The sequence below is a fragment of the Castellaniella sp. genome (genome assembly GCF_041677825.1).
Classification (GTDB): Bacteria; Pseudomonadota; Gammaproteobacteria; order Burkholderiales; family Burkholderiaceae_B; genus Castellaniella.
The window spans coordinates 68,633-92,313 of sequence record NZ_JBAYPG010000003.1; the positions used below are offsets into that span (position 1 = coordinate 68,633).

Consider the following 23,681-nt stretch of genomic DNA (forward strand, 5'->3'; position numbering starts at 1 on the left):
TGCTGCTACTGCCCCTCGAGGAAGCTCTTGAGCTTGTCGGCACGGCTGGGGTGACGCAGCTTGCGCAGGGCCTTGGCTTCGATCTGGCGAATGCGCTCTCGCGTGACATCAAACTGCTTGCCAACCTCTTCCAGGGTCTGGTCGGTACTCATCTCGATTCCAAAACGCATGCGCAGAACCTTGGCTTCGCGCGGCGTGAGCGAATCGAGCACCTCTTTGACCACATCGCGCATCGAACCATGCAGCGCCGAATCCGAGGGGGATACCGTACCAGTATCCTCGATGAAGTCACCCAGGTGGGAATCATCATCGTCGCCAATGGGGGTTTCCATGGAGATGGGTTCCTTGGCGATCTTGAGGATCTTGCGCACCTTGTCTTCCGGCATATCCATTTTCTGGGCCAGCGTCGCGGGATCGGGTTCCGTGCCGGTTTCCTGCAGGATTTGCCGATTGATGCGGTTCATCTTGTTGATGGTCTCGATCATGTGCACCGGGATGCGGATCGTACGCGCCTGATCGGCAATCGAACGTGTGATGGCCTGGCGGATCCACCAGGTGGCATAGGTCGAGAACTTGTAACCGCGCCGGTATTCGAACTTGTCGACCGCCTTCATCAGGCCGATGTTGCCTTCCTGGATGAGATCCAGGAACTGCAGGCCCCGGTTGGTGTATTTCTTGGCGATCGAGATCACCAGCCGCAGGTTGGCTTCAGTCATTTCACGCTTGGCCTTGCGCGCCTTGGCTTCGCCCGTGGCCATGCGCTTGTTGACGTCCTTCAGATCCTTCAGGGGCAACACCACGACCTTCTGCAGTTCCATCAGCTTCTGCTGGATCTCCTGCACCGCCGGCGCATGCCGCGCCAGGGTCTCTGAATAGGGGCGGCCTGCGGCCACTTCCTGTTCAACCCAGGCCAGATTGATTTCATTGCCCGGGAATGTCTTGATGAAATAATTGCGCGGCATCCCTGCCCGGGTGACACAGATGGCCATGGCGGCGCGCTCATGGCTGCGGACTTCGGCCACCTGGGTGCGCAGGGTATCGGCCAGCCGCTCGACCATCTTGGCCGTGAAACGCACGCCCTGGAGCTCGGCGTGGATGGCCTCGCGAGCCTGTGCGTAAGCCTCGGAGCGATAGCCTTCGGTTTCGAAGGCCGTGCGCATCTTCGCGTACCAGGATTCCACCACTTCGAATTTCTTGAGCGATTTGGTGCGCAAATGCTCGATCTGCTTGCTGCTCATGCCCCCCGCAGGGCCGTCGTCATCTTCCGAAGTGACCCCGGAACCCGCGTAGTCTTCGCCTTCTTCATCGATCAGGCCATCGACCACGTCGTCGATCTGGGCCGTACCTTCGCGCACCTTCTGGATGTGCGCAAGAATCTCGCTGACCGTGGTCGGACAGGCGGCAATGGCCATGACCATGTGCTTGAGGCCGTCTTCGATGCGCTTGGCGATCTCGATCTCGCCTTCGCGGGTGAGCAACTCGACCGTACCCATCTCACGCATGTACATGCGCACCGGATCCGTGGTGCGACCGAAGTCGGAATCCACGGTGGTCAGTGCCGCCTCGGCCTCGTCTTCGACATCGTCATCGCTGGTGGCCGACGGCACGTTGTCGCTCATCAGCAACTGCTCGGCATCGGGCGCCTGGTCGTAGACCGAGATCCCCATGTCGCTGAATGTGCTGATGATGCCATCGATCGCTTCGGCATCGACCAGGTCATCCGGCAGATGGTCATTGATCTCACCGTAGGTGAGGTAGCCACGATCCTTGCCCAGCTTGATCAGGATCTTCAGACGGTTGCGTCGAGCCTCCTGTTCTTCGGGCGTGAGCTGGCTGCGTGCCGGGCTGTCCTTCTCGGCCTTGCCCCGTTTGCCGCGCTTGGGCAAGGGCTTGAGCTCGGGAATGACCTCACCATCATCGCCCTCATCATTCACATAATCAGCGGCATCACTGCCGCTCTTGGACGGCCGTCCGGGCTTGCGCCCGCTGGGCACCGCCGCCTTCTTGCCGGCTGTTTTCCCGGCGGCAGCCGCCTTGGCCTTGGTAGCCCTGGTTTTCGTGGCCGTCGCCTTCGTGGCTGCAGTCTTCGTAGCCGCAGTCTTCGTGGCCGCAGTCTTCGTGGCTGTGGCCTTCGTGGCTATGGCCTTCGCGGTCGCGGCCTTCGTGGCTGCGGTCTTCGTGGCCGTGGCCTTTGTGGCTGCGGTCTTCGTGGCTGCGGTCTTCGTGGCTGCGGTCTTCGTGGCTGCGGTCTTCGTGGCTGCAGCTTTTGTCGCCGTGGCCTTGGATGGGGTCGCGGAGCGGGACGCTGCCTTGGGTTCTTGCGCCTGCGAGCTGACAACCTTTTCGACCGACTCTGGCGCTACACGAGCCGCCTTGGTTTTTGGGGCGGCCGTTTTTTTGGCTGCCGCAGAAGTCGTGCCAGTTTCTTGGGTCATGTGAGAAATTCCGTAGACGCTACAACTTATTGAAAACCATGTAGTTTACTGCACTTGTCAGGAAGAATCACCTGACCGGCCCTTGAGCAATGCCAGGCGCTGGTAGAGTTCCCGATAACGGCGTCGTTCGTCAGCGGTGTGCAGCCCGGTGGCTACCAGACGGTCGCATTGCTCCTGGATGGCTTGCCGTTCGATGACTTGCAGGGCATCGGACCACTCGGCTTGCGGATCAGGCCATTCCACCGACAGCAGTTCCGAAGCAAGCTCATCGAGCACACTGGCCAGTTCGGAATCAGGATCGGCTGCCTGCAAGAGCGCGCCCACATGCGAAGCCTTGCTGCTGCCCTGCAAGGCAATCAGTTCCCTGACAAGCAACAGATGGGGGTGCTGAGTCAATAATTCAAGCTGCTGCTCACCCAGCCGGGCCGCCAGATCGGGGTGCATCATGAGCAGGCGCAGCAGGCGCCGGGCCATGGGCATCACTGCCCTGACGGCGCGCGGCCCGGGCATGCGCGAGCGCGTACGTGCTGGCCGAATCTCTGGTGCTGGCCTATCCGAAAGCCACCAATCGGGCGGCTCGGTATTCGCATCTCCCGGCATGGATGCATGCCCGGTACGCGCGCCAGCGGACCCTGCGGCTTCATCCAGAGACGACTCCGCTGGCGTGCCGCGGTATACAGGCGCAGGGCCCCCCGCTACCGCCTGCGTGCCCCTGGGCGGCACCGCAGCCAGCACCTGCCCGAGTTCCTCAGGCGTCAGCTGAACCAGGCGGGCAAATTCACGCTCGAGCTGCAGCCGATAGCCCCCAGCGGGCATGAGCTTGAACAGCGGGCGTGCTTCGGCAGTGCACGCAGCCCGCCCTTCGACCTCGGTCAGATCGTGCCTGCCCTGCAGTTCGTCGAGCATGAAGCGGGACAACGAACGCGCTTCCTTGAGGCAGGCACGCAGCGCCTGAATACCGTATGCGCGTACATAGGAGTCGGGATCCTGGCCTTCCGGCAGAAACAGGAAACGGACCGATACGGATTCATCCAGCCTTGGCAGACAGGCATGCAAGGCACGCCAGGCCGCTTTGCGCCCGGCGGCATCGCCATCGAAACTGAACACGATGTGCTCGCTGGCGCGCCGCAATTTCTGGATGTGCGCATCGGTGGTCGCGGTACCCAGTGTCGCAACGGCGTTGCCCAGGCCAAATTGCGCCAGGGCGACCACATCCATATACCCTTCGACCACCAGCACGCAGCCCTCGGCATGGATCCCGGCGCGCGCTTCGAACAGGCCGTAGAGTTCTTCACCCTTGGAGAACAGGCGGGTTTCGGGCGAGTTCAGGTACTTCGGCTCGCCCGCCTGGATCAGGCGCCCGCCAAAACCGATCAGTTGCCCCCGGGCATTGCGGATGGGAAACATGATGCGCGCCCTGAAACGATCGTGACGGCGGCCGTCCTCGGCCTCCACCACCAGGCCGGATTCGATCAATGCCGGATCTTCGTAATGCTCGAATGCCTGGGCCAGGCCCTGCCGCTGTGCACTGGCCCAACCCAGGCCGTAGCGGGCAGCCACCTCACCGCTGAGCCCTCTGCGCTTCAGGTACGCAATGGCTTCAGGGGCTTGCCTCAGTGCAGCAGACCAGTGGGCCTGTGCACGATCGAGAATGCCATGCTGGCGCGAAGTTTCTGCGCGGTGAGCGCGGCGAGCCGCGCGTTGCGCCGGGGTGGCCGACTCTTCGGGCACCGTCATGCCGACGCTGCCTGCCAGCGTACGAACGGCTTCCGGAAAGCTGGCGCCGGTATGCTCGGTCAGGAATCGTATGGCGCTGCCATGGGCCCCGCAGCCGAAGCAATGGTAGAACTGCTTGGTGGGGCTGACCGTGAAAGAGGGCGTTTTTTCGTTGTGGAAAGGGCACAAACCGAGCAGGTTTGCGCCCCCTTTGCGCAACTGTACGTAGCGGCTGATGACGTCGGTGATGTCAACCCGCGCCAACAGCTCCTGGATGAAGCTGTCTGGAATCAATCAATAGAGTCGCGGTGGCAGTTGTTGGCTGCGGATGCGTTTGTAATGGCGCTTGACGGCGGCTGCACGCTTGCGCTTGCGTTCGGCCGTGGGCTTTTCGTAGAACTCGCGCGAGCGCAGTTCGGTCAGAAGACCGGTCTTCTCGATGGTGCGCTTGAAGCGGCGCAGCGCGGCCTCGAAAGGCTCATTTTCTTTGAGGCGTACAGTCGGCATGTAGATCCTTGAAAGCCTGTTCGACAAAAGACGCCGCAACCCATTGCAACGTCAACATGAATATTTTTACCAAGACCGCCATTCTAGCACGAACCGCTACTATCATCCACGCGTGCCAGGTGGCCGCGGCCGCCATGGCGGCACCCGAAAGTTCGCTGCCCGCCCCCGCAGACACGCCGCAGGCCGAACCGGCACCGTGGGTGCACCGGCTTCAGGCCCGCGACGGTTGTGCGGTCTCTATGCCCTTGCGAATCCAGGATTCGAGCTGATGCGGCCGCAGGCTGTCGTAATCCTCGAATGGCTGATGAATCCATGGATTGGTGGGCAATCTTTCGATATAGTAGTCGGGCTCCATCTGGGCGTGCCCCTTGAGCCAGAGTACCGCCGTGCGCAGTTCGATGATGTCCGGAAACTGACTGAGCAGATGCTCGCGCACCCGGTTGAATGTCAACCCGGTGTCGACCATGTCATCGACCAGCAGCACCCGGCCATCCAGCGTGCCGCGCGTGATGGTGATGAACTGGGCAATGTCGAGCTGGCCCTGTACGGTGCCGGCGGCTTCGCGATAGCTGCTGGTCGCGAGAATCCCCAGGGGCAGGTCGAAGACCCGCGAAAGCACATCACCCACGCGCACCCCGCCACGCGCCAGGCAGAGGATCTTGTCGAAGCTCCAGCCCGACTCGTAGACCTGCAGCGCCAGGCGCTCGATCAGCCCATGATAGGTTTCCCAACTGACCCAGAGATCTCTGTCTGTACTCGGGGGAAGGCTCATGGGTCACCTCAGCCGTGAAAGGGGTGGCGCAGAACGATGGTCTCGAGCCGGTCCGGGCCGGTGGAAACCATATCGATGGGTACATCGCAGAGCTCGGCAATGCGTTCGAGGTAGCGCCGGGCATTGACCGGCAGGCTGTCGTATTCGGTGATACCCACGGTGGATTCGGACCAGCCTGCCATTTCTTCGAGAACAGGCTCGGCCTCGGCCGCCGCATGCGCGCCATAGGGCAGCACGTCGAGAAACTGGCCTTTGTAGCGATAGCCCACGCCGATCTTGATGTGTTCGACCCCGTCGAGCACATCGAGCTTGGTGATGCACAGCCCCGTGAGCCCGTTGATGATGACCGAGCGCTTCTGGGCCGCCGCATCGAACCAGCCACAGCGGCGTGGCCGACCGGTGACGGAGCCGAATTCCTTGCCCACGGTGGCCAGACGCAGCCCTGTGTCGTCGAGCAGTTCTGTCGGAAAAGGCCCGGACCCCACCCTGGTGGTGTAGGCCTTGGCAATGCCCAGAACATAATCCAGGGCCTGGGGGCCGGTGCCCGAGCCTGCCGCCGCGGCGCCCGCCACACAGTTGCTGCTGGTGACGAATGGATAGGTGCCATGATCGATATCCAGCAGCGAGCCCTGCGCGCCCTCGAACAAGAGGCTGTGGCCCGCACGCCGGGCCACATGCAGGCTGTTGGAGACATCAGCCACCATGGGTTCGAGCGCGGGTGCAAGCGCCATCGCCTGGTCGCGCACCTGGGCGACATCGAGCGCCTGGGCGCCCAGGTACTGTACCAGGACGAAATTGTGGTAGTCGAGGACTTCGGCGAGTTTTTCGTCGAAAATGGCCGGATCGTAGAGATCCTGGACCCTGAGCGCACGCCGGGCGACCTTGTCTTCGTAGGCTGGCCCGATGCCCCGGCCGGTCGTACCGATCTTGCCCTCGCCCTTGCGGGCCTCGCGGGCCCGATCGAGCGCCACGTGATAGGGCAGGATCAGCGGGCAGGCGGCAGAGATCTGCAGGCGGGCACGCACGTCGATGCCCCCAGCCTCGAGTTCTTCGATTTCGGCCAGCAGGGCTTCGGGCGACAGCACCACCCCATTGCCGATGTAGCACGTGACATGGGGATGCATGATGCCTGACGGAATGAGGCGCAGAATGGTTTTCTGGCCATTGATCCACAGCGTATGGCCCGCATTGTGCCCCCCCTGGAAGCGCACGACGCCCTGAGCCGATTCGGCCAGCCAGTCGACGATCTTGCCCTTGCCTTCATCACCCCACTGGGTGCCGATCACAACGATGTTCTTGCTCATGAGCCTATTCTTTGCGGCCACGACAGGGGCCATACAGTAAACAGATTAGTTTATACCACTGACTCTTGCACGACCCAGCCTGAAGGGGTCCTGACCAGTTCCTGCTCGAGGCGGAACTCATCGACATCCTGGTGCTCGCCGGGCAGGGCCTGAATGACGACCTGACCTGCCAGCCTGAGCTTGTGCACGGCCTGTGCCAGTTCGGGATCATCCGAACAAGGCGCCCAGATCGCCGGCGCAGCCTGCGCCGAAGGGAGCCCACGCGACAGTTTGCGCAAATCGAGGCTGAAACCGGTGGCCGGGCGCAGGCGCCCGAACTTGCGCCCGATGCCATCGTAGCGCCCACCGCGCACCAGGGCATCATGCCAGCCTGCGGCATAGATCGAGAAGACGACACCCGAGTGATAGCCATAGCTGCCCCCCATATCAGCCAGGTCGATGGCCACGTTGGCCTCTCCGAGCGCAGCACACACGCGCTGCAGGGCATCGAGTGCCGCCCGTATGGCTGGATCGTCCGGCAGCACGGCCCGCGCCCGCCCGATCACGGCCCGATCACCATACAGGGTGGTCAGCACGACAAGCGCGGCCAGTGTATCGGGGTGCGCCCCCTGCTCTGCCAGCAACGCCTGCAGACCCGGCACATCCTTGGCGCTCAGCAGATCGAACACCGTGTCGGCACATTCAGCCAGGGCCGGATCTGCCTGCACCAACGCCCGCCCTACGCCCGGATGATTGAGATCCAGGCGCGGGCTGTGTATGCCGACATGCCGCACGGATCCGATTGCCAGGCGCATGGACTCGATGTCGGCTTCGACGCCCGCATGACCAAAGATCTCTGCGCCGATCTGCAACAGTTCGCGATCGGCCAGCAGGCCGGAAGGCCGCGCATGAATGACCGGACCGCAATAGCACAGGCGCGTCACCCCCTGGCGATTGAGCAGATGTGCGTCAATGCGCGACACCTGTACCGTCATGTCCGCGCGCACCCCCATGGTCAGCCCGGACAACTGATCGACGAGTTTGCAGGTGCGCAGCCGCAAGGCCTCGTCGCGCGCCAGCATGAGGGAGTCGAGGTACTCGACCAGCGGCGGAACCACCAGTTCGAAGCCATGTACCCTGTAGAGGTCCAGCAAGGTGCGGCGCAACTCTTCGATGCGCCGCGCTTCGGCGGGCAGAATGTCGGTCAGGTGCTCGGGCAATAGCCAGTTCGACAGCATGACAGGCCTCTGAAACCTACCGGGCCTTGCCTGACTGGCCACCCGCAGCGTTGCTCCAGAAACGGAAGAACTCTGAATCCGGGCTCAGCACGAGGGTGCTGTCATGGCCGGAAAACGCCGAACGATAGGCATCCAGGCTCTTGTAGAAACTGTAGAATTCAGGATCCTTGCCATAGGACTCGGCGTAGATGGCCGCAGCCTGGCCATCGCCCGCGCCGCGCCTGGCCTGCGATTCGGCATAGGCCCGCGCCAGGATCTCCTGCTGCCGGCGGTCTGCCTCGGCACGGATGCGCTCGCTGTCGGCCGCACCACTGGCACGCAGGCGGTTGGCTTCCTGCTTGCGCTCGGCTTCCATGCGTCGATAGACCGATTCGGAAATCTCGGTGGTGAAATCGATGCGGCGCAACCGTACGTCGACCACATCGACCCCCAGCGGGGCTGCGCGCTTGGACACCGCCGAGAGAATCTCATCGGTCAGGGTGTCGCGCTCGCTGGACACCACCTGCCGCACGGTGCGCACGTTGACCGCGGCATTGAGTGCATCACGAATCTGCGCCTGCAGGCGCTCGATGGCCGCATTGCTGTTGGAGCCAAAGGTCACGTAATACAGGCGTGGGTCAGTGATGCGCCATTTGACGTAGTAATCGATCAGCAGATTCTTTTTTTCAGCCGTCTGGATGCGTTCGGGATCGGGCGACTGGATCGTCTGCAGCCTGCGATCGAGGTAGACCACGTTTTCGAAAGGGGGCGGATACTTGAAATACAGGCCCGGGCTGCTGATGGTTTCACGCACTTCACCCAGGGCGAACAGCAGGGCGGAATCACGCTCGCGGACGATGAACATGCACGAGGACAACACCGCCAGAACGATGACCAGGCCGACCAGGGCAGGAAAAAAGCGTTGCATCTGCATGCTCCTAGTTGGAATACGGGTTGGTCAGCGAAGGCAGGCCACTGGGCATGCGCGACACGGCAGGCCGCTCGCGGACCGATTCACCCGCCTGTGCAGCCGACCCCCCGGCCGCCGCAGCCGTATCAGCGGGACGCGAGCCTGACGAACTGCCGCCGGCCCGGGCCGCCTGCCCCATGATCTGATCCAGCGGCAGATACAGCATGTTGTTGCCCACCGGCGCATCCAGCAGCACCTTGGCCGTGCCCGAGAGGATGTCCTGCATGGTCTCCAGGTAGATACGTTCGCGGGTGATGGCCGGCGCCTTGGCGTATTCTGCCGCAACGCTGGTGAAGCGCGCCGTATCGCCCTGCGCGCGCCCGATGACCCGCGCGCTGTAGCCCTCGGCGTCTTCAAGCATGCGGGCGGCCTGCCCCTCGGCCTCGGGCAGAACCTTGCTCGCGTAGGCATTGGCTTCGTTGATCTGGCGCTCGCGATCCTGGCCCGCCTTGACGGCATCATCGAACGCGGCCTGGACGGGTTCCGGCGGCTGTACGTTCTGGATGGCGACCGTGGAAATCTCAATACCGGTCTTGTAGCGGTTGAGGATCGTCTGCGCCAGGGTCTGGACTTCAGAGGCCACTTCGGTACGCCCGGAGTAGAGGACAAAGTCCATGGGTTTGCGGCCAACGATTTCGCGCATCGCCGTCTCGGCCGCCTGGCGCACGGACTCGTCCGGATTGCTTGTATTGAAGAGATAGGCCGGCGCACCATTCGGTTCGAGGCGATACTGGACCACGTACTGCACGTCGACGATGTTCTCGTCTTTGGTGAGCATCTGGGATTCGGTCAGTACCCGGTTGCGGGACGATCCCCTGAAACCCACCTCGAAGGTGCGCAGCTGCGAGATGTTGACGGGCTGGGAATCCTCGATGGGGTACGGCAGGCGCCACTGCAGGCCCGGATTGAGTGTCTTGATGTACTTGCCGAAGCGGGTGACCACCGCCACCTGGCCTTCCTGGACGATCATGAAGCCGCTGCCCAGCCAGAACAATGCGGCCAGCACCAGCAGCAGGATCACAAAACGGGGCGATGGCCCGGGCAACTGGGGCAACCCCCCCTTGCCCTGCGGCAAACGGGGCCCGCGCCCGCCCCCGCCCTTGCCACCCAGCAGGCCCGAGAGACGTTTGCTGAAGTCGCGCCAGACCTGGTCGAGATCGGGCGGGCCTGACGATGGATCAGGCCGGTTGCCGGAAGGGTCGTTCTGGTTGCCCCTGCCCCAGCCCGGATCATTCAGGTTATAGAGTTTCTTGAAACGCATTGTTTCTCGCAAGCCCCTCAAATTCTACGAGCGATTGACGCAAACCGTCCAAGCCCCTGCGTTGCAGGGCGCTGACGAAGACTCGCGCAATCGTACCATGTTCATTTCTTTCGACCCTGGGCTCCAGACCTGCAATGTCGACTTTGTTGTAGACCATGATCTGCGGGATCTGGTCGGCCTGCATATCGTGAAGGACCTGATTCACGGCAGCGATCTGCTCATCGCGCTGCGGGCTGGCCGCGTCGACCACGTGCAACAGCAGGTCCGCATGCACGGTTTCTTCCAGGGTGGCGCGAAACGCTGCAATCAGTGTGGGCGGCAGGTCGCGGATGAAGCCCACGGTGTCCGAGATGACGACCTGGCCAGCCCCTTCGATCCAGACCCGGCGTGTCGTCGTGTCGAGCGTGGCGAACAGCTGATCGGCGGCATAGGCCTCGGCCCGCGTCATGGCATTGAACAGCGTGGACTTGCCTGCATTCGTGTAGCCCACCAATGACACCGACAGGGTCTGCCCGCGCACCCGGGCCTTGCGCTGCGTCACGCGCTGGCGCTGCACCCGGGCCAGACGCTCGCGCAGGATCTTGATGCGGGCACCGATGAGCCGACGGTCGGTTTCGAGTTGGGACTCGCCCGGCCCGCGCACACCAATGCCGCCCTGCTGCCGCTCGAGGTGCGTCCACATGCGCGTGAGGCGGGTTGAAAGATGCTGCAGCTGGGCCAGTTCGACCTGCAGCTTGCCCTCGTGGCTTTTCGCACGCAAGGCAAAGATGTCGAGAATCAGCGCCACCCGATCGATCACGCGGACTTCGAACGCCCGTTCGAGATTGCGCTGCTGTGCAGGGCTGAGCGGTTGATCGATGAGCACGATGTCGGCGTCGAGTTCGCGGACCAGGTTCGCAGCCTCTTCGATCTTTCCTGAGCCGATGTAGCCCGCCGCATCGGGCCGGCCGCGACGCACCATGAGCACATGCACGATTTCGGCCCCGGCACCCCGGGCAAGCAGAAGGAATTCTTCGATGTGGGCGCTGTGATCGGGATCGCCCAGGTCGACGCTGATGACCAGTGCCCTCATGGGCACGGGCTCAAAAGACCGCCCGCCGCTGCAATGCAGGCGACGGGCGGGCACAGGGCAGCAAAATGATCATTCGGCCGTGTCATCGGCCATGAAGTTGACTGGCCGCGCAGGAACGACCGTGGAAATGGCGTGCTTGTACACCATTTGCGTGACCGTGTTGCGCAGCAGGACGACGTACTGATCAAAGGACTCGACCTGCCCCTGGAGTTTGATCCCGTTGACCAGATAGATGGACACCGGGATATGCTCTTTGCGCAAGGCATTGAGAAAAGGGTCTTGAAGTATTTGCCCTTTGTTGCTCATGAACGAGGCTCCGTATTATGAAATTCATGCTGAACGGGTCATTTTAATGCCAATTGGGGAATGGCTGCAGAAACCCTGCCCAATCAGCGGGCAAGCACCACCCCCAGGGCCTTGCACAGGCGGGCACATTGCTCGGGCGTGCCAACGGTGATGCGCAGAAAACGGTCGATGCGCGGCGTACTGAAATGCCGCACCAGAATGCCCTGATCGCGCAGGCCGGCGGCAATGTCGGCCGCCCGATGATGCGGGTGGAACGCGAAAATGAAGTTCGCCTTCGAGGGCAGGCACTCGAAGCCCAGCGCCTGCAGGTCGAGTGCGAGTTGTTCGCGTGCGGCGATCAGCGCCTGGCAGGTGCGCTCGAACCAGGCCTCGTCCTCGATGGCCGCCTGGGCGCCGGCAAGCGCCACCCGGTCGAGCGGGTATGAATTGAAACTGTCCTTGATGCGCACCAGCCCGGCAATGAGATCGGGCTGACCCAGGGCATAACCGACCCGCAGCCCCGCCAGTGAACGTGACTTGGACAGGGTATGGACCACCAGCAGGTTGCGGAAATCGGCAATCAGGCTGGCCGCCGATTCGGCGCCGAAATCGACATAGGCTTCATCGATGACGACGGTGCTGTCGGGCCGTGTCGCTGCAATCCGGGCGATGTCATCGAGCCCCAGCGCAAGGCCGGTGGGCGCGTTGGGGTTGGCCAGAAGAATCCCGCAGGGCTCGACCTCGACCTCGCGGACATAATCGGCCACCTGCACCGAGAAATCGTCGGCCAGTGCCATCGGATGGGCGGGCACGCCATACAGGCGGCACCACGTGGGATAGAACCCATACGAGATGTCCGGCAGCCAGAGGGGCCGCCCCGAACGCAGAAAGAACGCACTGAAGACGTGGGCCAGGATTTCGTCTGAACCATTGCCCACGAACACTTGATCCACATCCATATCATGGCGCCGGGCGATCGCCCGGCGCAGGCCCAGCGCCTGATGATCCGGATACAGGCGCAGGTCATCGGAAATGGCCGCACGCATGGCCTCGAGAACCCGAAGGGAAGGCCCCCAGGGGTTTTCATTGGTATTGAGCTTGAGCAGATTGGGCAGGCGCGCCTGCTCGCCCGGAACATAGGGCTGCAGCGCAGCAACATGGTCGCTGAACAGGGAGTTCATGCGTTTTCCTTCAGGTAGGGATTGCGTGACGACTTGAATTCAATGACCAGCGGGGTGCCCTGCAATTGAAAGGCCTCCCGGAACTGCCCTTCGAGGTAGCGGCGATAGGCGTCCGGAATCGCATCCAGGGCGTTGCCGTGGATGATGACCCGCGGCGGATTCTGTCCCCCCTGGTGCGCATAGCGCATCTTGGGACGAAAGATCCCCTTGCGCGGCGGCGGCTGCTGCTCTACGGCCGCATGCAGGACGCGCGTCAGGCGCGGGGTGGACAGCTTGGCAAAGGCGGCGGCATGCGCAGCCTCGACCGCCTTGAGCACGTCACCCAGGCCTTGCCCCTTGAGGGCCGACATGTGTATGACCCGCGCAAAGGACAGAAAGCGAAGCTTGCGATCATATTCGCGCTTGATCCAGGCCCGCTGTTCATGATCGATGGCATCCCACTTGTTCAGGCCGACGACCAGTGCCCGGCCGGCCTCCTGAATGAAGCCGGCAATATGCGCATCCTGATCGGAGACGCCGTCGCTGGCGTCGATGAGCAACAGCACCACGTTCGCGGCCTCGATGGCCTGCAGGGTCTTGATGACGGAAAATTTCTCGACGGTCTCGAACACCTTGCCGCGACGGCGCAGCCCGGCGGTATCGATCAGCACATACCGCCGGTCATTGCGCGTGAATTCGACTTCGATCGCATCGCGCGTCGTGCCCGGCATGTCCCAGGTGATCACCCGTTCTTCACCCACCAGGGCATTGATGAGCGTGGATTTGCCCACATTGGGCCGCCCGGCGATGGCCAGCCGGATGCGGTGATCCACTTCGGCATCCGCAGCATCCGGTCTGTCCGGGTCGGCCGGCGGGGTCTCTGCCGGCAGACTGGCCAGGGCCGCATCGATGAGTGCAGCAACCCCGTCACCATGCGCGGCAGAAATGGCGTGCGGCTCGCCCAGGCCCAGCTCGTGGAACTGCGCGAGATCGGCGTGGTCGCGCATGCCTTCAGCCTTGTTGACCGCCAGCAGCACGCGCTGGCCCGATTTGCGCAGCAGCCGGGCGATCTCGTGATCCTGTGCATTGATACCCTCGCGGGCATCGACCAGGAAAATGACCACATCCGACTCGGCAATGGCCTGCTCGGTCTGGCGCGCCATTTCAATCAGGATGCCGCGGGTCGCCACAGGCTCGAACCCGCCGGTATCGATGACGATGTGCGGCCGGTTGCCCATGCGTCCCTCGCCGTAGTGGCGATCGCGGGTCAGGCCCGATATATTGGCCACCAGCGCCGCCCGCGAGCGGGTCAGGCGGTTGAACAGGGTGGATTTGCCGACATTCGTGCGCCCCACGAGGGCCACGACCGGCCGCCAGGACGACTCAGCCACCCGCTGCGACCCTGACCACGCGCCCGTCACCCGTCTGGACCAGCACGCCGCCCGACACCGGGACCAGGGCCGAGGTAATGGGCCCGCCACCGATGCGCAGACGCGCCATCAGGGCGCCATCGGCCCGCGACAGGAAATGGACATAGCCTTCGAAGTCACCCACCGCCACAGCCGGGCCGGCCACGGCCGGCTCGCTCAGCTGGCGGTTGAGCAACGCAGTCTGGACCCAGGCGGCAGCCCCGTCGGAGAGACCCAGGGCACGCACGCGATCCCTGTCATCGGGCAGATACAGACGCTGTTCATCGGTGGCCATGCCGGTGGCGGAACCCACGTCCTGTGTCCAGACCGCCCGCCCGCCCTGGCTGATGTCGAAACAGGTGGTCCGCCCCTGATAGCTGGTGCCACACACCCGCGGACCCACCACGATGGGCTCGCCCACGACGTCGGCGATGCGCTCGAGATCGGAGGCCCCGCGCGCCGCGGATACCGAAGCCTCCCAGCGCACGGCACCCGTAGGCGTATCGATCAGGATCAGGCGGCCGTTGGGCAGACCGGCCAGCAGCAGATCGGGCAGCATGCGCATGCGCATGCTGGTGCGCAGCGCCAGCGCAGGACCCGGGCGCTGGACCTCCCAGCGCAACTTGCCGCTGCTGATGTCGAACGCCTGGATACGATAGTCGCTGGTGCGTACTGCGACGATCCCGTTGCCGACGACTGGCGGAATATTGACTGCACTGGCGGCCTGGGCGCGCCAGAGCTCGCCACCCTGCTGGTCAAGAGCCAGCACCTCGCCGGAGCGGGTCACCACGGCCGTGACGCGGCCATCACTGCCCGCGCCGGCCGACAGGGGTTCGGTGCGGATCTGCCAGCGGACCGCTCCGGATGCCTGATCGAGCGCAGCCACGGCACCTGATGGTGTAGCCACATGCACCGTGTCTGCGGCAAGCTGGGGAATGAAACCATACCCCCCACCGCTGCCTACCGACACCGACCAGCGCGGAGCGACCGCCAGGGAGGGCGCGTATTCAGTCAGTGGGGCCGGATCGAAACGCGGATCGCTCTCGGCGAACAGACCGCAGGCGGCCAGGCTGCCCGACAAAAGGCCGATGGCGATGAGGCGAAAAAAACGAATACGGGCATACATGGATCAGGCTCCGTTCAAAGCATCTATCTTGAGCTGCACGACCTGGGCGGCCGGATCAGCCCCCAGCGCATCGAGCGCCTGGTGCCAGGCCTGCAATGCCTGGTCTTTTTGACCCTGTGCGGCGAGCACATCGCCACGACGGTCATGATACAGGGCGCCAAAGCCGGCCGGTGGCGTACCCTGCAACTGACCGAGTGCGGCATCATAGTGCTCGAGGGACAGCAGCACACCCGCCAGGCGCAGGCGCGCAACGGCCTGGAGCGCGGGGTCGCTCGCGTCGCGCGCCAGCCATTCGAGTTGATCTCTTGCGCCTTCGAGATCACCACGCTGTTGCAGGGCTGCCGCCGCCAGCAAGACACCACGCGCGGTGTAGCCCGAAGTGGCGTAGTCGGAACGCAGCGCCGCGCTGGCCGCATTGATGCGTGCCACGGCGTCGTCATCCGATTGCCGGGCAGCGGACTCGAGCGCCTCGTAGTACCCCATGGCCTGGCCCGCGACATGCGTCTCGTACCACTGCCAGCCTCGCCAGCCCGCCAGAGAGAGCGCCACGGCCAGCACCAGGGCCGTACTCAGCGTGCCGTAGCGATCCCACCAGGCCTTCAGGGCATCGATCTTTTCCTGTTCTTCGAGGTCGTAAGCCATATGCGCGTTCAGATCCTTTGTTGAAGTTGTTCGACCAGACGCTCGAAAGCGATGGTCTCCTGCTGTGGTGCGTCAGCCACACGCAGCCATTTGACGGTTGCCTGGCCCTGTGCGAGTTCATCGCCCCCGATCACCACGGCCACCTGGGCCCCGCTCGCATCCGCCCTGCGAAACTGTGACTTGAAACTGCCCGCCCCCGCATGGACCACTACGGCCAGATCGGCATCACGCAGCCGTTCGGCCAGCCGGGCGGCCTCACGTTGCGCTGCATCGCCCTGATGGACGACATACACCTGGCATTCGGGCGCCGGTTCGGGGGCCTGGCCCTGCAGCCAGAGATCGAGCAGACGCTCGATGCCTATGGCAAAGCCCACGGCGGGTGACGGCTTGCCGCCCAGGAGTTCGAACAGGCCATCGTAGCGCCCGCCACCACAGACCGTGCCCTGCGCCCCCAGACGATCCGTGACCCACTCGAACACCGTCAGGTTGTAGTAGTCGAGGCCACGCACCAGGCGCGGATTGAGCGTCCAGCGGATGCCCGCGTCTGCCAGCCGGGCACACAGGCCATCGTAATGGGCCCGCGAGTCGGCCCCCAGGAAATCGAACAGGCGCGGTGCCGAATTGGCCATGGCCTGCATCGCGGGATTCTTGGTGTCGAGCACCCTCAGTGGATTGCTGTGCATGCGGCGCCTGGCTTCATCATCGAGCACGTCGTGATGGGCCTCGAGATGCTGCACCAGCGCTTCGCGATGGGCAGCGCGCTCGGCGGGCTGCCCAAGGGAGTTCAGTTCGAGCCGGATGTCCTGCAGGCCCAGCAGGCGCCACAGGCGCGCCAGCATGATGATGAGTTCGGCATCCACATCGGGTCCGGGTACACCCAGTGCCTCGACATCGATTTGATGGAATTGCCGATAGCGCCCGCGCTGGGGGCGTTCATGACGAAACACCGGCCCCATGGCATAGACCCGCCGGGGCCGCTCGTAGAGAAAATTGTGCTCGATGGCCGAACGCACGATACCGGCGGTGAACTCGGGCCGCATGGTCAGGCGGTCGTCATTGAGACGGTCGACGAACGAATACATTTCTTTCTCGACGATGTCGGTGACCTCGCCGATGCCCCGCGCAAACAGACGGGTGTGCTCGAGCACCGGCACCCGCACGTTCTGGTAGCCGTAGGCCGCCAGCCAGCCCCGCACGATGGCCTCGAAACGCAGCCAGTGTGCGCTCTCGGGGGGCAGTGTGTCCTTCATGCCGGTCAGGCCGGCGACTCTCTTGAATTCTGACATGGGGTTCAATCGGGTTCACGGGCGACCACGCCCGGACGCCGCACGGGCGCCACGCCCTGGCCATAGCGCCGGGCCACGTAGTCTTCGACGATGGCCTGGAATTCGGTTGCAATATGATCGCCCTTGAGCGTGACGGTCTTCTTGCCATCCACATAAACGGGCGCGGCCGGGATCTCGCCCGTGCCGGGCAGGCTGATGCCGATATCGGCATGGCGACTTTCACCCGGGCCATTGACCACGCAGCCCATCACGGCGACGTGCATGTTCTCGACCCCAGGGTAGCGGGTCTTCCAGGCTGGCATCTGGTCGCGCAGGTAGGCCTGGATGCTGGCCGCCAGTTCCTGGAACACCGTGCTGCTGGTACGGCCGCAGCCCGGACAGGCCACGACCATGGGCGTGAACGCACGCAAGCCCATGGTCTGCAGGATCTCCTGGGCCACGATGACCTCACGGCAGCGATCCCCGCCCGGCTCGGGTGTCAGGGAGATGCGTATGGTATCGCCAATGCCCTGCTGCAGCAGCACCGCCAGCGCCGCAGTGGACGCGACGATGCCCTTGGAACCCATGCCCGCTTCGGTGAGCCCCAAATGCAACGGATAATCGCAGCGGCGGGAAAGGTCAGCGTATACGGCAATCAGATCCTGGACATGGCTGACCTTGCACGACAGGACGATGGCATTGCCCGGCAAGCCGAATGACTCAGCCTGGCGGGCGCTGCTGATGGCCGACACCACGAGGGCTTCACGCATGACCGCCCCGGCGCTCAGGGGTTGGGTGCGAGCCGCGTTTTCGTCCATCAGGCGGGCAAGCAGGAGTTGATCGAGACTGCCCCAGTTGACGCCGATACGGATGGGCTTGCCATGGCGGCAGGCCACCTGGACCATCTGCGCGAAATTGTCGTCCCGGTGCTTGCCCGCGCCCATGTTGCCAGGATTGATCCGGTATTTGGACAGCGCCTGTGCGCACTCCGGGAACTGCGTCAGCAGCTTGTGGCCGTTGTAATGGAAGTCACCGACCAGTGGCACCGGCACGTTCATGCGGTCGAGCTGATTGCGCAACTCGGCGACCTGCGCGGCGGCATCAGGCGTATTGACGGTGACCCGGACCAGTTCGGAGCCCGCCTGCCACAGGGCCCGGACCTGACTGGCCGTCGCGCGCGCATCGGCGGTATCCGTATTGGTCATGGACTGCACGGCAACCGGCGCATCACCGCCTATCATGACGGTGTGATCCTGCCAGCGGACCTGCACGGCCCGGGTGGATCGCCGGGGTGCGGCAGAAGGTTCGGGCGGGGTGGTCGAGGTCATGAACGCAGGCCCTTGAGCCAGTCGAAAATCAGCCAGTCGTCGGGGATCCAGCCGCGATCGATGGCATACCACCCGACCACGCCCAGGAGGACGAGGATCAGCAGCACCCAGGCCCAGGTGCGATGCGGCGGCTCTTTGCCAGGCGGCAGATCCGTATGCTGCAGCTTCTGCCGCACCCCTGCGCGCATGGCACTGCGGCCGGGCCCATCTGCTTCGCGCACGTCGTTGAGCAGGATGAGGATCGCATCGATATCGCCATCGAGGTAACGCACATAATTGCGCACCAGGCCGCGCAAGGACGCCCCCTGCGGCAGACGCGACCACTCTTCGGCCTCGAGGTGGCCCAGCTGTGCCGGCGAGTATTTGATCCGCGCCGAGACTTCGACCAGCGTCAGCCCGCGCGCTTCACGCATCGCCCGCAAGGCATGGCCCAGGGCTGCCGCCTCGGGCTGGGCAGCCGGCACGTCGGGCTGCGGGTTCTGCCGGGAGAGGTCACTCATGCCGTTTCCTTTTTACGGATGATGACCCGTGCGCGGTCTGGAAGACGCTCGGCGATGCGGGTCCGGTCCCGGACCTCTCCGGCCAGTTGGCCACAGGCCGCATCGATATCGTCACCGCGGGTCTTGCGTACCGTAACCACCAGGCCGGCATCCGTCAACTGGCGGGCGAACAGACGGATCCGCTGTTGGGGCGAACGCCGCAGCCCCGATTGGGGAAAGGGGTTGAACGGAATCAGATTGAACTTGCAACGAACCTGCCGGGCCACATCGACCAGTTGCCGGGCATGCTCGTCCGTATCGTTGATACCGTCGAGCATGATGTACTCGAACGTGATGAAATCACGTGGTGCATGCTCGAGGTAGCGGTTGCACGCGGCCAGCAGTTCGGCCAGCGGATACTTGCGATTGAGCGGCACCAGCCGGTCGCGCAATCCGTCATTGGGCGCGTGCAGCGACACGGCCAGCGCCACTGGACAGTCGGCGGCCAGCCGATCGATCATAGGCACCACGCCGGATGTCGAGACCGTGACCCGACGCCTCGACAGGCCGTAGGCATGGTCATCGACCATGAGCTGCACAGCGCCCAGAACCTGATCATAATTGAGCAGGGGCTCGCCCATGCCCATGAACACCACGTTGCTGACAGGGCGCGGGCTTTCGGCCGCCCCCCCCAGGCGCACGCCGGCGGGGGCATCGGCCAGCACCCGGTTGGCATGCCAGAGCTGGCCCACGATCTCGGCTGTCGTCAGGTTGCGGCTGAAGCCCTGATACCCAGTGGAACAGAACGGGCAGGCTACAGTGCAGCCGGCCTGGCTGGAGACGCACAAGGTGCCGCGATCATCTTCCGGAATGTAGACGGTTTCGATCGCATTGCCCCGCCCCATGTCGAACAGCCACTTGCGCGTGCCATCGGCCGAGTGTTTTTCGAACTGGACTGGAGGCGCCGCGATGAGGCCGCATCCCTGCAGCCAGACACGGAAATCACGCGCCAGATCGGTCATGTCGGAAAACTGGTCGACCCCGCGCTGATGGATCCAGCGCGACAACTGGCGCGCACGGAACGGCTTGCCCCCGCCGGTGCGCACGAAGGCCTCGAGGGCGGCCGGACTCAGGCCCAGCAGATTGATGGTTTCGGTGTCGGACATGATGGTGAACAACGATCTGGCGTGCCAGCAAGGCGCTCAGCGGTTGCAGATATCGCTTTCGGCGAAGAAAAAAGCGATCTCGACGGCTGCGGTCTCGGGTGCATCGGAGCCATGCACGGCATTGGCATCGATGCTTTCGGCAAAATCGGCGCGGATGGTACCCGGAGCGGCCTTCTTCGGATCGGTGGCCCCCATGAGATCGCGATTTTGGGCAATGGCGGATTCACCCTCGAGAACCTGCACGAAAACGGGCCCGGAGACCATGAAGTCCACCAGATCCTTGTAAAAGGGGCGCTCTTTGTGCACGGCATAGAAGCGCTCGGCCTGATCGCGCGACAGTTGCTGCAGGCGAGCCGCCACGACCCTGAGGCCAGCCTGCTCGAAACGGGCCACGATCTGGCCGATGGCATTCTTGGCAACGGCGTCGGGCTTGATGATGGAAAGAGTGCGTTCTATGGCCATGAAGACTTCCGATAATGTAAGGGTGAAGAAAAAATCGACAGAATTTCAACCCTTCATTTTACCATGTGCTGTTTTTCCGCCCAGCGCCTAAAATAGACGGTTTTGTCATACCCTGATGTGCATCCCGTCATGAGCGATACCCCTGCTGCCCTGCCCAAGAGTTTTGAACCCAGCGAGATGGAATCCCGCTGGTATGAAGAATGGAACCGCCGGGGCCTGTTTGCCGGTGGCCAGCACGTGGCGCCGGCTGCCGCGCACGAAGCCAGGCCTTACGCGATCCAGTTTCCACCGCCCAACGTCACAGGCACCCTGCACATGGGTCACGCCTTCAATCAGACCATCATGGATGGCCTGATCCGCCATCATCGCATGAAGGGCGATGACACCGTGTTCATCCCGGGCACCGACCATGCGGGCATTGCCACTCAGATCGTGGTCGAACGGCAACTGGATGCCGAAGGCGTGTCCAGGCATGACCTGGGGCGTGAACGGTTTCTCGAGCGGGTCTGGGCCTGGAAGGAGCAGTCCGGCAATACCATCACCGGGCAATTCCGCCGCCTGGGTTCATCGTGTGATTGGGCGCGCGAATACTTCACCATGGACGAACACTTGTCGCGTGGCGTCATCGAGGTCTTTGTACGCCTGTACGAGCAGGGCCTGATCTATCGCGGCAAGCGCCTGGTGAACTGGGACCCGGTGCTCGGTACGGCCGTCTCCGATCTCGAAGTGGTCAGCACCGAAGAGGCGGGGCATCTCTGGGAGATCCGTTACCCGCTCAGCAAACCGACCGGCGGCCTGACGCATCTGGTGGTGGCCACCACCCGCCCCGAGACCCTGCTCGGCGACGTGGCCGTGATGGTCCACCCCGACGACGAACGCTATGCCCACCTGGTCGGGGGTACCGTGATACTGCCGCTGGTCGGGCGCGAGCTGCCGATCATTGCAGATGACTACGTCGAGCGCGACTTCGGCACCGGTGTGGTCAAGGTCACCCCGGCCCACGACTTCAATGACTATGCCGTGGGACAGCGCCACGGGCTGCCCCTGATCAGCGTCCTGACGCTCGATGGCCACATCGGCGATGCCGCCCCGGCGGCCTATCGCGGCCTCGGGCGCGACGAAGCACGCCAGCGGGTGCTGGCAGATCTCGAAGCGGCCGGCCAGCTCCAGGCCGTGCGTGAACACACGATGATGGTGCCACGCGGCGACCGCACGCACAGTGCAATCGAGCCCATGCTGACCGACCAATGGTTCGTGGCCATGAGCCAGCCCGCGCCACCGGACAGCCTGCACCCGGGCAAGAGCATCACCGAAGTGGCGCTCGAGGTGGTCGACGACGGCCGCATCCGGTTCGTACCCGACAACTGGACCACGACCTACCGGCAGTGGCTCGACAACATCCAGGACTGGTGCATTTCGCGCCAGCTGTGGTGGGGGCATCAGATCCCTGCCTGGTACGCCGAAGATGGCCGCATCTTCGTGGCCCGCAGTGCAGAAGATGCGCTGGCGCTGGCGCGCGCAGCCGGAGTCACGGGCCCGCTCGCTCGCGATCCGGATGTACTCGACACCTGGTTTTCATCTGCCCTGGTGCCTTTCACGGATCTGGGCTGGCCGGAGGCCACCCCGGATCTGGCCCGCTACCTGCCCTCCGAGGTTCTGGTCACGGGTTTCGACATCATCTTCTTCTGGGTCGCCCGCATGATCATGATGAGCATGCACCACACGGGCCAGGTGCCCTTTCGCACGGTGTACGTACACGGGCTGGTGTGCGACATGGAAGGCAAGAAGATGTCCAAGTCCAAGGGCAATACCATAGACCCTGTGGATCTGATCGACGGCATCGGGCTCGGGCCACTGATCGAGAAGCGTACATCGGGCCTGATGAATCCCGGGCAGGCCGAGGCCATCCGCCGGCGCACGCGCACGGATTACCCCGAGGGCATCCCCGCATATGGGGCCGATGCACTGCGTTTCACCATGGCCGCCTATGCCACGCTCGGGCGCAACATCAACTTCGATCTCAAACGCTGCGAAGGTTACCGCAATTTCTGCAACAAGCTGTGGAATGCCAGCCGCTTCGTGCTCATGAATCTCGCCGGACATGAGGTGGCGCCACCTCACGGCGAAGCCGGCGGGGCGCCGCTGTCCTTTGCCGACCGCTGGATCCTCGACAGTTTGCAAACCCTGATCGATCAGGTTGACGAGGGTTTCGATCAGTTCCGTTTCGACCAGATCGCCGACCGGCTGTACCACTTCGTCTGGGATGAATACTGCGACTGGTACCTCGAACTCGCCAAGGTGCAATTGCAGCACGGCAGCATGGCCGCCCGGGCGGCTACCCGCCGAACGCTGATCGACGTGCTCGAAACCGTATTGCGCCTGCTGCACCCCATCATGCCCTTCATCACCGAAGAACTGTGGCAGAAGGTATCCGTGGCGGCGGCATTGCGCCCGGCCGGCGAGCCGGCCAGCATCAGCGTGCAAGCCTGGCCCGTGACGCAAACAGGCCTGCGAGACGCGCAGGCCGCTGCAAAAATGACGCAGTTCAAGGCACTGACCGCGGCCATCCGGGCCTTGCGCGGCGAAATGAACCTGGCCCCGGGCCAGCGCGTTCCTTTGCTGGTCCAGGGCGCAGGGCCCGAGTTCGATGAACTGAGCGATGGATTGATGGCCCTGGCTCGCCTGGACAGCGCAAGAGCGGTGGCTGCCTTGCCGGATCAGGGCGCCCCGGTGCAGGTGGTGGGTACCATCCGGCTGATGCTCGACATCCAGATCGACCTCGATGCCGAACGAACCCGACTCGACAAGGAAATCGAACGCCTGCGGTCAGAGCAGGCGCGCGCCACGGGCAAGCTGGCGAACCCGAAATTCGTCGAGCGCGCCCCGGCGACCGTAGTCGACCAGGAGCGTCAGCGCCTGGCCGACTTTGGCGCCACCCTGGAGGCCGTACAGGCCCAGCGCCAGCGCCTGGACACCTGAGCGCCCGCGCGCCGCCCGAGACGGATTGCCGCGGGCATGAACCGGGCACCAGTCCGGACATCCGGCCAGGCGCGGACCCCGAAGGCGCGGACCCCGAAGGCGCGGACCCGGCAAACGCGGGCCCGGCAAACCGAAATACGCCGCGCG

21 protein-coding genes are annotated in these 23,681 nt (G+C 63.9%); 2 read left to right on the top strand and 19 right to left on the bottom strand.

All coding sequences use genetic code 11. The annotated features are described in order from the left end of the window. Window positions 1-5: 5 nt before the first annotated feature. Entirely contained in the window at window positions 6-2,141 is a 2,136-nt protein-coding gene (gene rpoD / locus WCY17_RS02240; protein WP_372700615.1) for an RNA polymerase sigma factor RpoD, read from the bottom strand. On the opposite strand from rpoD, the gene WCY17_RS02245 reads away from it, so the two are divergent. Further along, window positions 2,041-2,439: a hypothetical protein gene (locus tag WCY17_RS02245; protein ID WP_372700621.1), complete on the top strand. Its 399-nt coding sequence runs from the start codon at window positions 2,041-2,043 to the stop codon at window positions 2,437-2,439. The two genes, rpoD and WCY17_RS02245, sit on opposite strands and share 101 nt — an antisense overlap. A gap of 53 nt (window positions 2,440-2,492) precedes the next feature. On the opposite strand, the gene dnaG is transcribed toward WCY17_RS02245, so the two are convergent. From dnaG to ndk, 18 genes are all read right to left on the bottom strand, one after another. Continuing rightward, window positions 2,493-4,445 (bottom strand): DNA primase, encoded by a 1,953-nt coding sequence (gene dnaG / locus WCY17_RS02250; RefSeq protein WP_372700543.1) that lies wholly within the window; start codon window positions 4,443-4,445, stop codon window positions 2,493-2,495. Beyond that, window positions 4,446-4,658, bottom strand: coding sequence for a 30S ribosomal protein S21 (gene rpsU / locus WCY17_RS02255; RefSeq protein ID WP_372686128.1), 213 nt, complete (start codon window positions 4,656-4,658; stop codon window positions 4,446-4,448). 211 nt (window positions 4,659-4,869) lie between these two features. Next, entirely contained in the window at window positions 4,870-5,430 is a 561-nt protein-coding gene (locus WCY17_RS02260; RefSeq protein ID WP_372700544.1) for a phosphoribosyltransferase, read from the bottom strand. Between the two features lie 8 nt (window positions 5,431-5,438). Further along, window positions 5,439-6,734 (bottom strand): adenylosuccinate synthase, encoded by a 1,296-nt coding sequence (locus WCY17_RS02265; protein WP_372700545.1) that lies wholly within the window; start codon window positions 6,732-6,734, stop codon window positions 5,439-5,441. A gap of 50 nt (window positions 6,735-6,784) precedes the next feature. Then, window positions 6,785-7,948, bottom strand: a complete 1,164-nt coding sequence (locus WCY17_RS02270; RefSeq protein ID WP_372700616.1) for an ATP phosphoribosyltransferase regulatory subunit — start codon at window positions 7,946-7,948, stop codon at window positions 6,785-6,787. Window positions 7,949-7,967: 19 nt separating this feature from the next. Continuing rightward, the gene (hflC, locus tag WCY17_RS02275; protein ID WP_372700546.1) at window positions 7,968-8,858 is read right to left on the bottom strand and encodes a protease modulator HflC; all 891 of its coding nucleotides are present in this window, start codon (window positions 8,856-8,858) and stop codon (window positions 7,968-7,970) included. Window positions 8,859-8,868: 10 nt separating this feature from the next. After that, entirely contained in the window at window positions 8,869-10,161 is a 1,293-nt protein-coding gene (gene hflK, locus WCY17_RS02280) for an FtsH protease activity modulator HflK (RefSeq protein WP_372700547.1), read from the bottom strand. Continuing rightward, window positions 10,139-11,233 (bottom strand): GTPase HflX, encoded by a 1,095-nt coding sequence (hflX, locus tag WCY17_RS02285; RefSeq protein ID WP_372700548.1) that lies wholly within the window; start codon window positions 11,231-11,233, stop codon window positions 10,139-10,141. The genes hflK and hflX overlap by 23 nt, the downstream gene beginning before the upstream one ends. A gap of 69 nt (window positions 11,234-11,302) precedes the next feature. Continuing rightward, window positions 11,303-11,539 (bottom strand): RNA chaperone Hfq, encoded by a 237-nt coding sequence (gene hfq / locus WCY17_RS02290; protein WP_372686134.1) that lies wholly within the window; start codon window positions 11,537-11,539, stop codon window positions 11,303-11,305. Between the two features lie 83 nt (window positions 11,540-11,622). After that, a complete protein-coding gene (locus WCY17_RS02295; protein WP_372700549.1) occupies window positions 11,623-12,699 on the bottom strand; it encodes a histidinol-phosphate transaminase in 1,077 nt (358 codons plus the stop codon). Then, window positions 12,696-14,069 (bottom strand): ribosome biogenesis GTPase Der, encoded by a 1,374-nt coding sequence (der, locus tag WCY17_RS02300; protein WP_372700550.1) that lies wholly within the window; start codon window positions 14,067-14,069, stop codon window positions 12,696-12,698. The genes WCY17_RS02295 and der overlap by 4 nt, the downstream gene beginning before the upstream one ends. After that, window positions 14,062-15,213, bottom strand: coding sequence for an outer membrane protein assembly factor BamB (gene bamB / locus WCY17_RS02305; RefSeq protein WP_372700551.1), 1,152 nt, complete (start codon window positions 15,211-15,213; stop codon window positions 14,062-14,064). Before bamB ends, der begins: the two co-directional genes overlap by 8 nt. Before the next feature lie 3 nt (window positions 15,214-15,216). Further along, window positions 15,217-15,855, bottom strand: coding sequence for a YfgM family protein (locus WCY17_RS02310; protein WP_372700552.1), 639 nt, complete (start codon window positions 15,853-15,855; stop codon window positions 15,217-15,219). Window positions 15,856-15,863: 8 nt separating this feature from the next. After that, window positions 15,864-17,141 (bottom strand): histidine--tRNA ligase, encoded by a 1,278-nt coding sequence (gene hisS, locus WCY17_RS02315; RefSeq protein WP_372700553.1) that lies wholly within the window; start codon window positions 17,139-17,141, stop codon window positions 15,864-15,866. A 5-nt stretch (window positions 17,142-17,146) separates the two neighbouring features. Then, the gene (ispG, locus tag WCY17_RS02320; RefSeq protein WP_372700554.1) at window positions 17,147-18,448 is read right to left on the bottom strand and encodes a flavodoxin-dependent (E)-4-hydroxy-3-methylbut-2-enyl-diphosphate synthase; all 1,302 of its coding nucleotides are present in this window, start codon (window positions 18,446-18,448) and stop codon (window positions 17,147-17,149) included. Next, entirely contained in the window at window positions 18,445-18,948 is a 504-nt protein-coding gene (locus WCY17_RS02325; protein WP_372700555.1) for a helix-turn-helix domain-containing protein, read from the bottom strand. The genes ispG and WCY17_RS02325 overlap by 4 nt, the downstream gene beginning before the upstream one ends. Beyond that, complete coding sequence (gene rlmN / locus WCY17_RS02330) at window positions 18,945-20,093, bottom strand: 23S rRNA (adenine(2503)-C(2))-methyltransferase RlmN (protein WP_372700556.1); 1,149 nt, start codon at window positions 20,091-20,093, stop codon at window positions 18,945-18,947. Before rlmN ends, WCY17_RS02325 begins: the two co-directional genes overlap by 4 nt. Window positions 20,094-20,129: 36 nt before the next feature. Beyond that, window positions 20,130-20,555: a nucleoside-diphosphate kinase gene (gene ndk, locus WCY17_RS02335; RefSeq protein WP_372700557.1), complete on the bottom strand. Its 426-nt coding sequence runs from the start codon at window positions 20,553-20,555 to the stop codon at window positions 20,130-20,132. A gap of 129 nt (window positions 20,556-20,684) precedes the next feature. On the opposite strand from ndk, the gene WCY17_RS02340 reads away from it, so the two are divergent. Next, window positions 20,685-23,534, top strand: coding sequence for a valine--tRNA ligase (locus WCY17_RS02340; protein WP_372700558.1), 2,850 nt, complete (start codon window positions 20,685-20,687; stop codon window positions 23,532-23,534). Window positions 23,535-23,681 lie beyond the last annotated feature (147 nt).

Bases quoted from the DNA above. Each gene is read 5' to 3' on its own strand.
- rpsU (WP_372686128.1), bottom strand. From the start codon at position 4,658: ATGCCGACTGTACGCCTCAAAGAAAATGAGCCTTTCGAGGCCGCGCTG.
- WCY17_RS02260 (WP_372700544.1), bottom strand. From the start codon at position 5,430: ATGAGCCTTCCCCCGAGTACAGACAGAGATCTCTGGGTCAGTTGGGAA.
- WCY17_RS02265 (WP_372700545.1), bottom strand. From the start codon at position 6,734: ATGAGCAAGAACATCGTTGTGATCGGCACCCAGTGGGGTGATGAAGGC.
- hflC (WP_372700546.1), bottom strand. From the start codon at position 8,858: ATGCAACGCTTTTTTCCTGCCCTGGTCGGCCTGGTCATCGTTCTGGCG.
- hflK (WP_372700547.1), bottom strand. From the start codon at position 10,161: ATGCGTTTCAAGAAACTCTATAACCTGAATGATCCGGGCTGGGGCAGG.
- hflX (WP_372700548.1), bottom strand. From the start codon at position 11,233: ATGAGGGCACTGGTCATCAGCGTCGACCTGGGCGATCCCGATCACAGC.
- hfq (WP_372686134.1), bottom strand. From the start codon at position 11,539: ATGAGCAACAAAGGGCAAATACTTCAAGACCCTTTTCTCAATGCCTTG.
- WCY17_RS02295 (WP_372700549.1), bottom strand. From the start codon at position 12,699: ATGAACTCCCTGTTCAGCGACCATGTTGCTGCGCTGCAGCCCTATGTT.
- bamB (WP_372700551.1), bottom strand. From the start codon at position 15,213: ATGTATGCCCGTATTCGTTTTTTTCGCCTCATCGCCATCGGCCTTTTG.
- WCY17_RS02310 (WP_372700552.1), bottom strand. From the start codon at position 15,855: ATGGCTTACGACCTCGAAGAACAGGAAAAGATCGATGCCCTGAAGGCC.
- hisS (WP_372700553.1), bottom strand. From the start codon at position 17,141: ATGTCAGAATTCAAGAGAGTCGCCGGCCTGACCGGCATGAAGGACACA.
- ispG (WP_372700554.1), bottom strand. From the start codon at position 18,448: ATGACCTCGACCACCCCGCCCGAACCTTCTGCCGCACCCCGGCGATCC.
- WCY17_RS02325 (WP_372700555.1), bottom strand. From the start codon at position 18,948: ATGAGTGACCTCTCCCGGCAGAACCCGCAGCCCGACGTGCCGGCTGCC.
- rlmN (WP_372700556.1), bottom strand. From the start codon at position 20,093: ATGTCCGACACCGAAACCATCAATCTGCTGGGCCTGAGTCCGGCCGCC.
- ndk (WP_372700557.1), bottom strand. From the start codon at position 20,555: ATGGCCATAGAACGCACTCTTTCCATCATCAAGCCCGACGCCGTTGCC.
- WCY17_RS02340 (WP_372700558.1), top strand. From the start codon at position 20,685: ATGAGCGATACCCCTGCTGCCCTGCCCAAGAGTTTTGAACCCAGCGAG.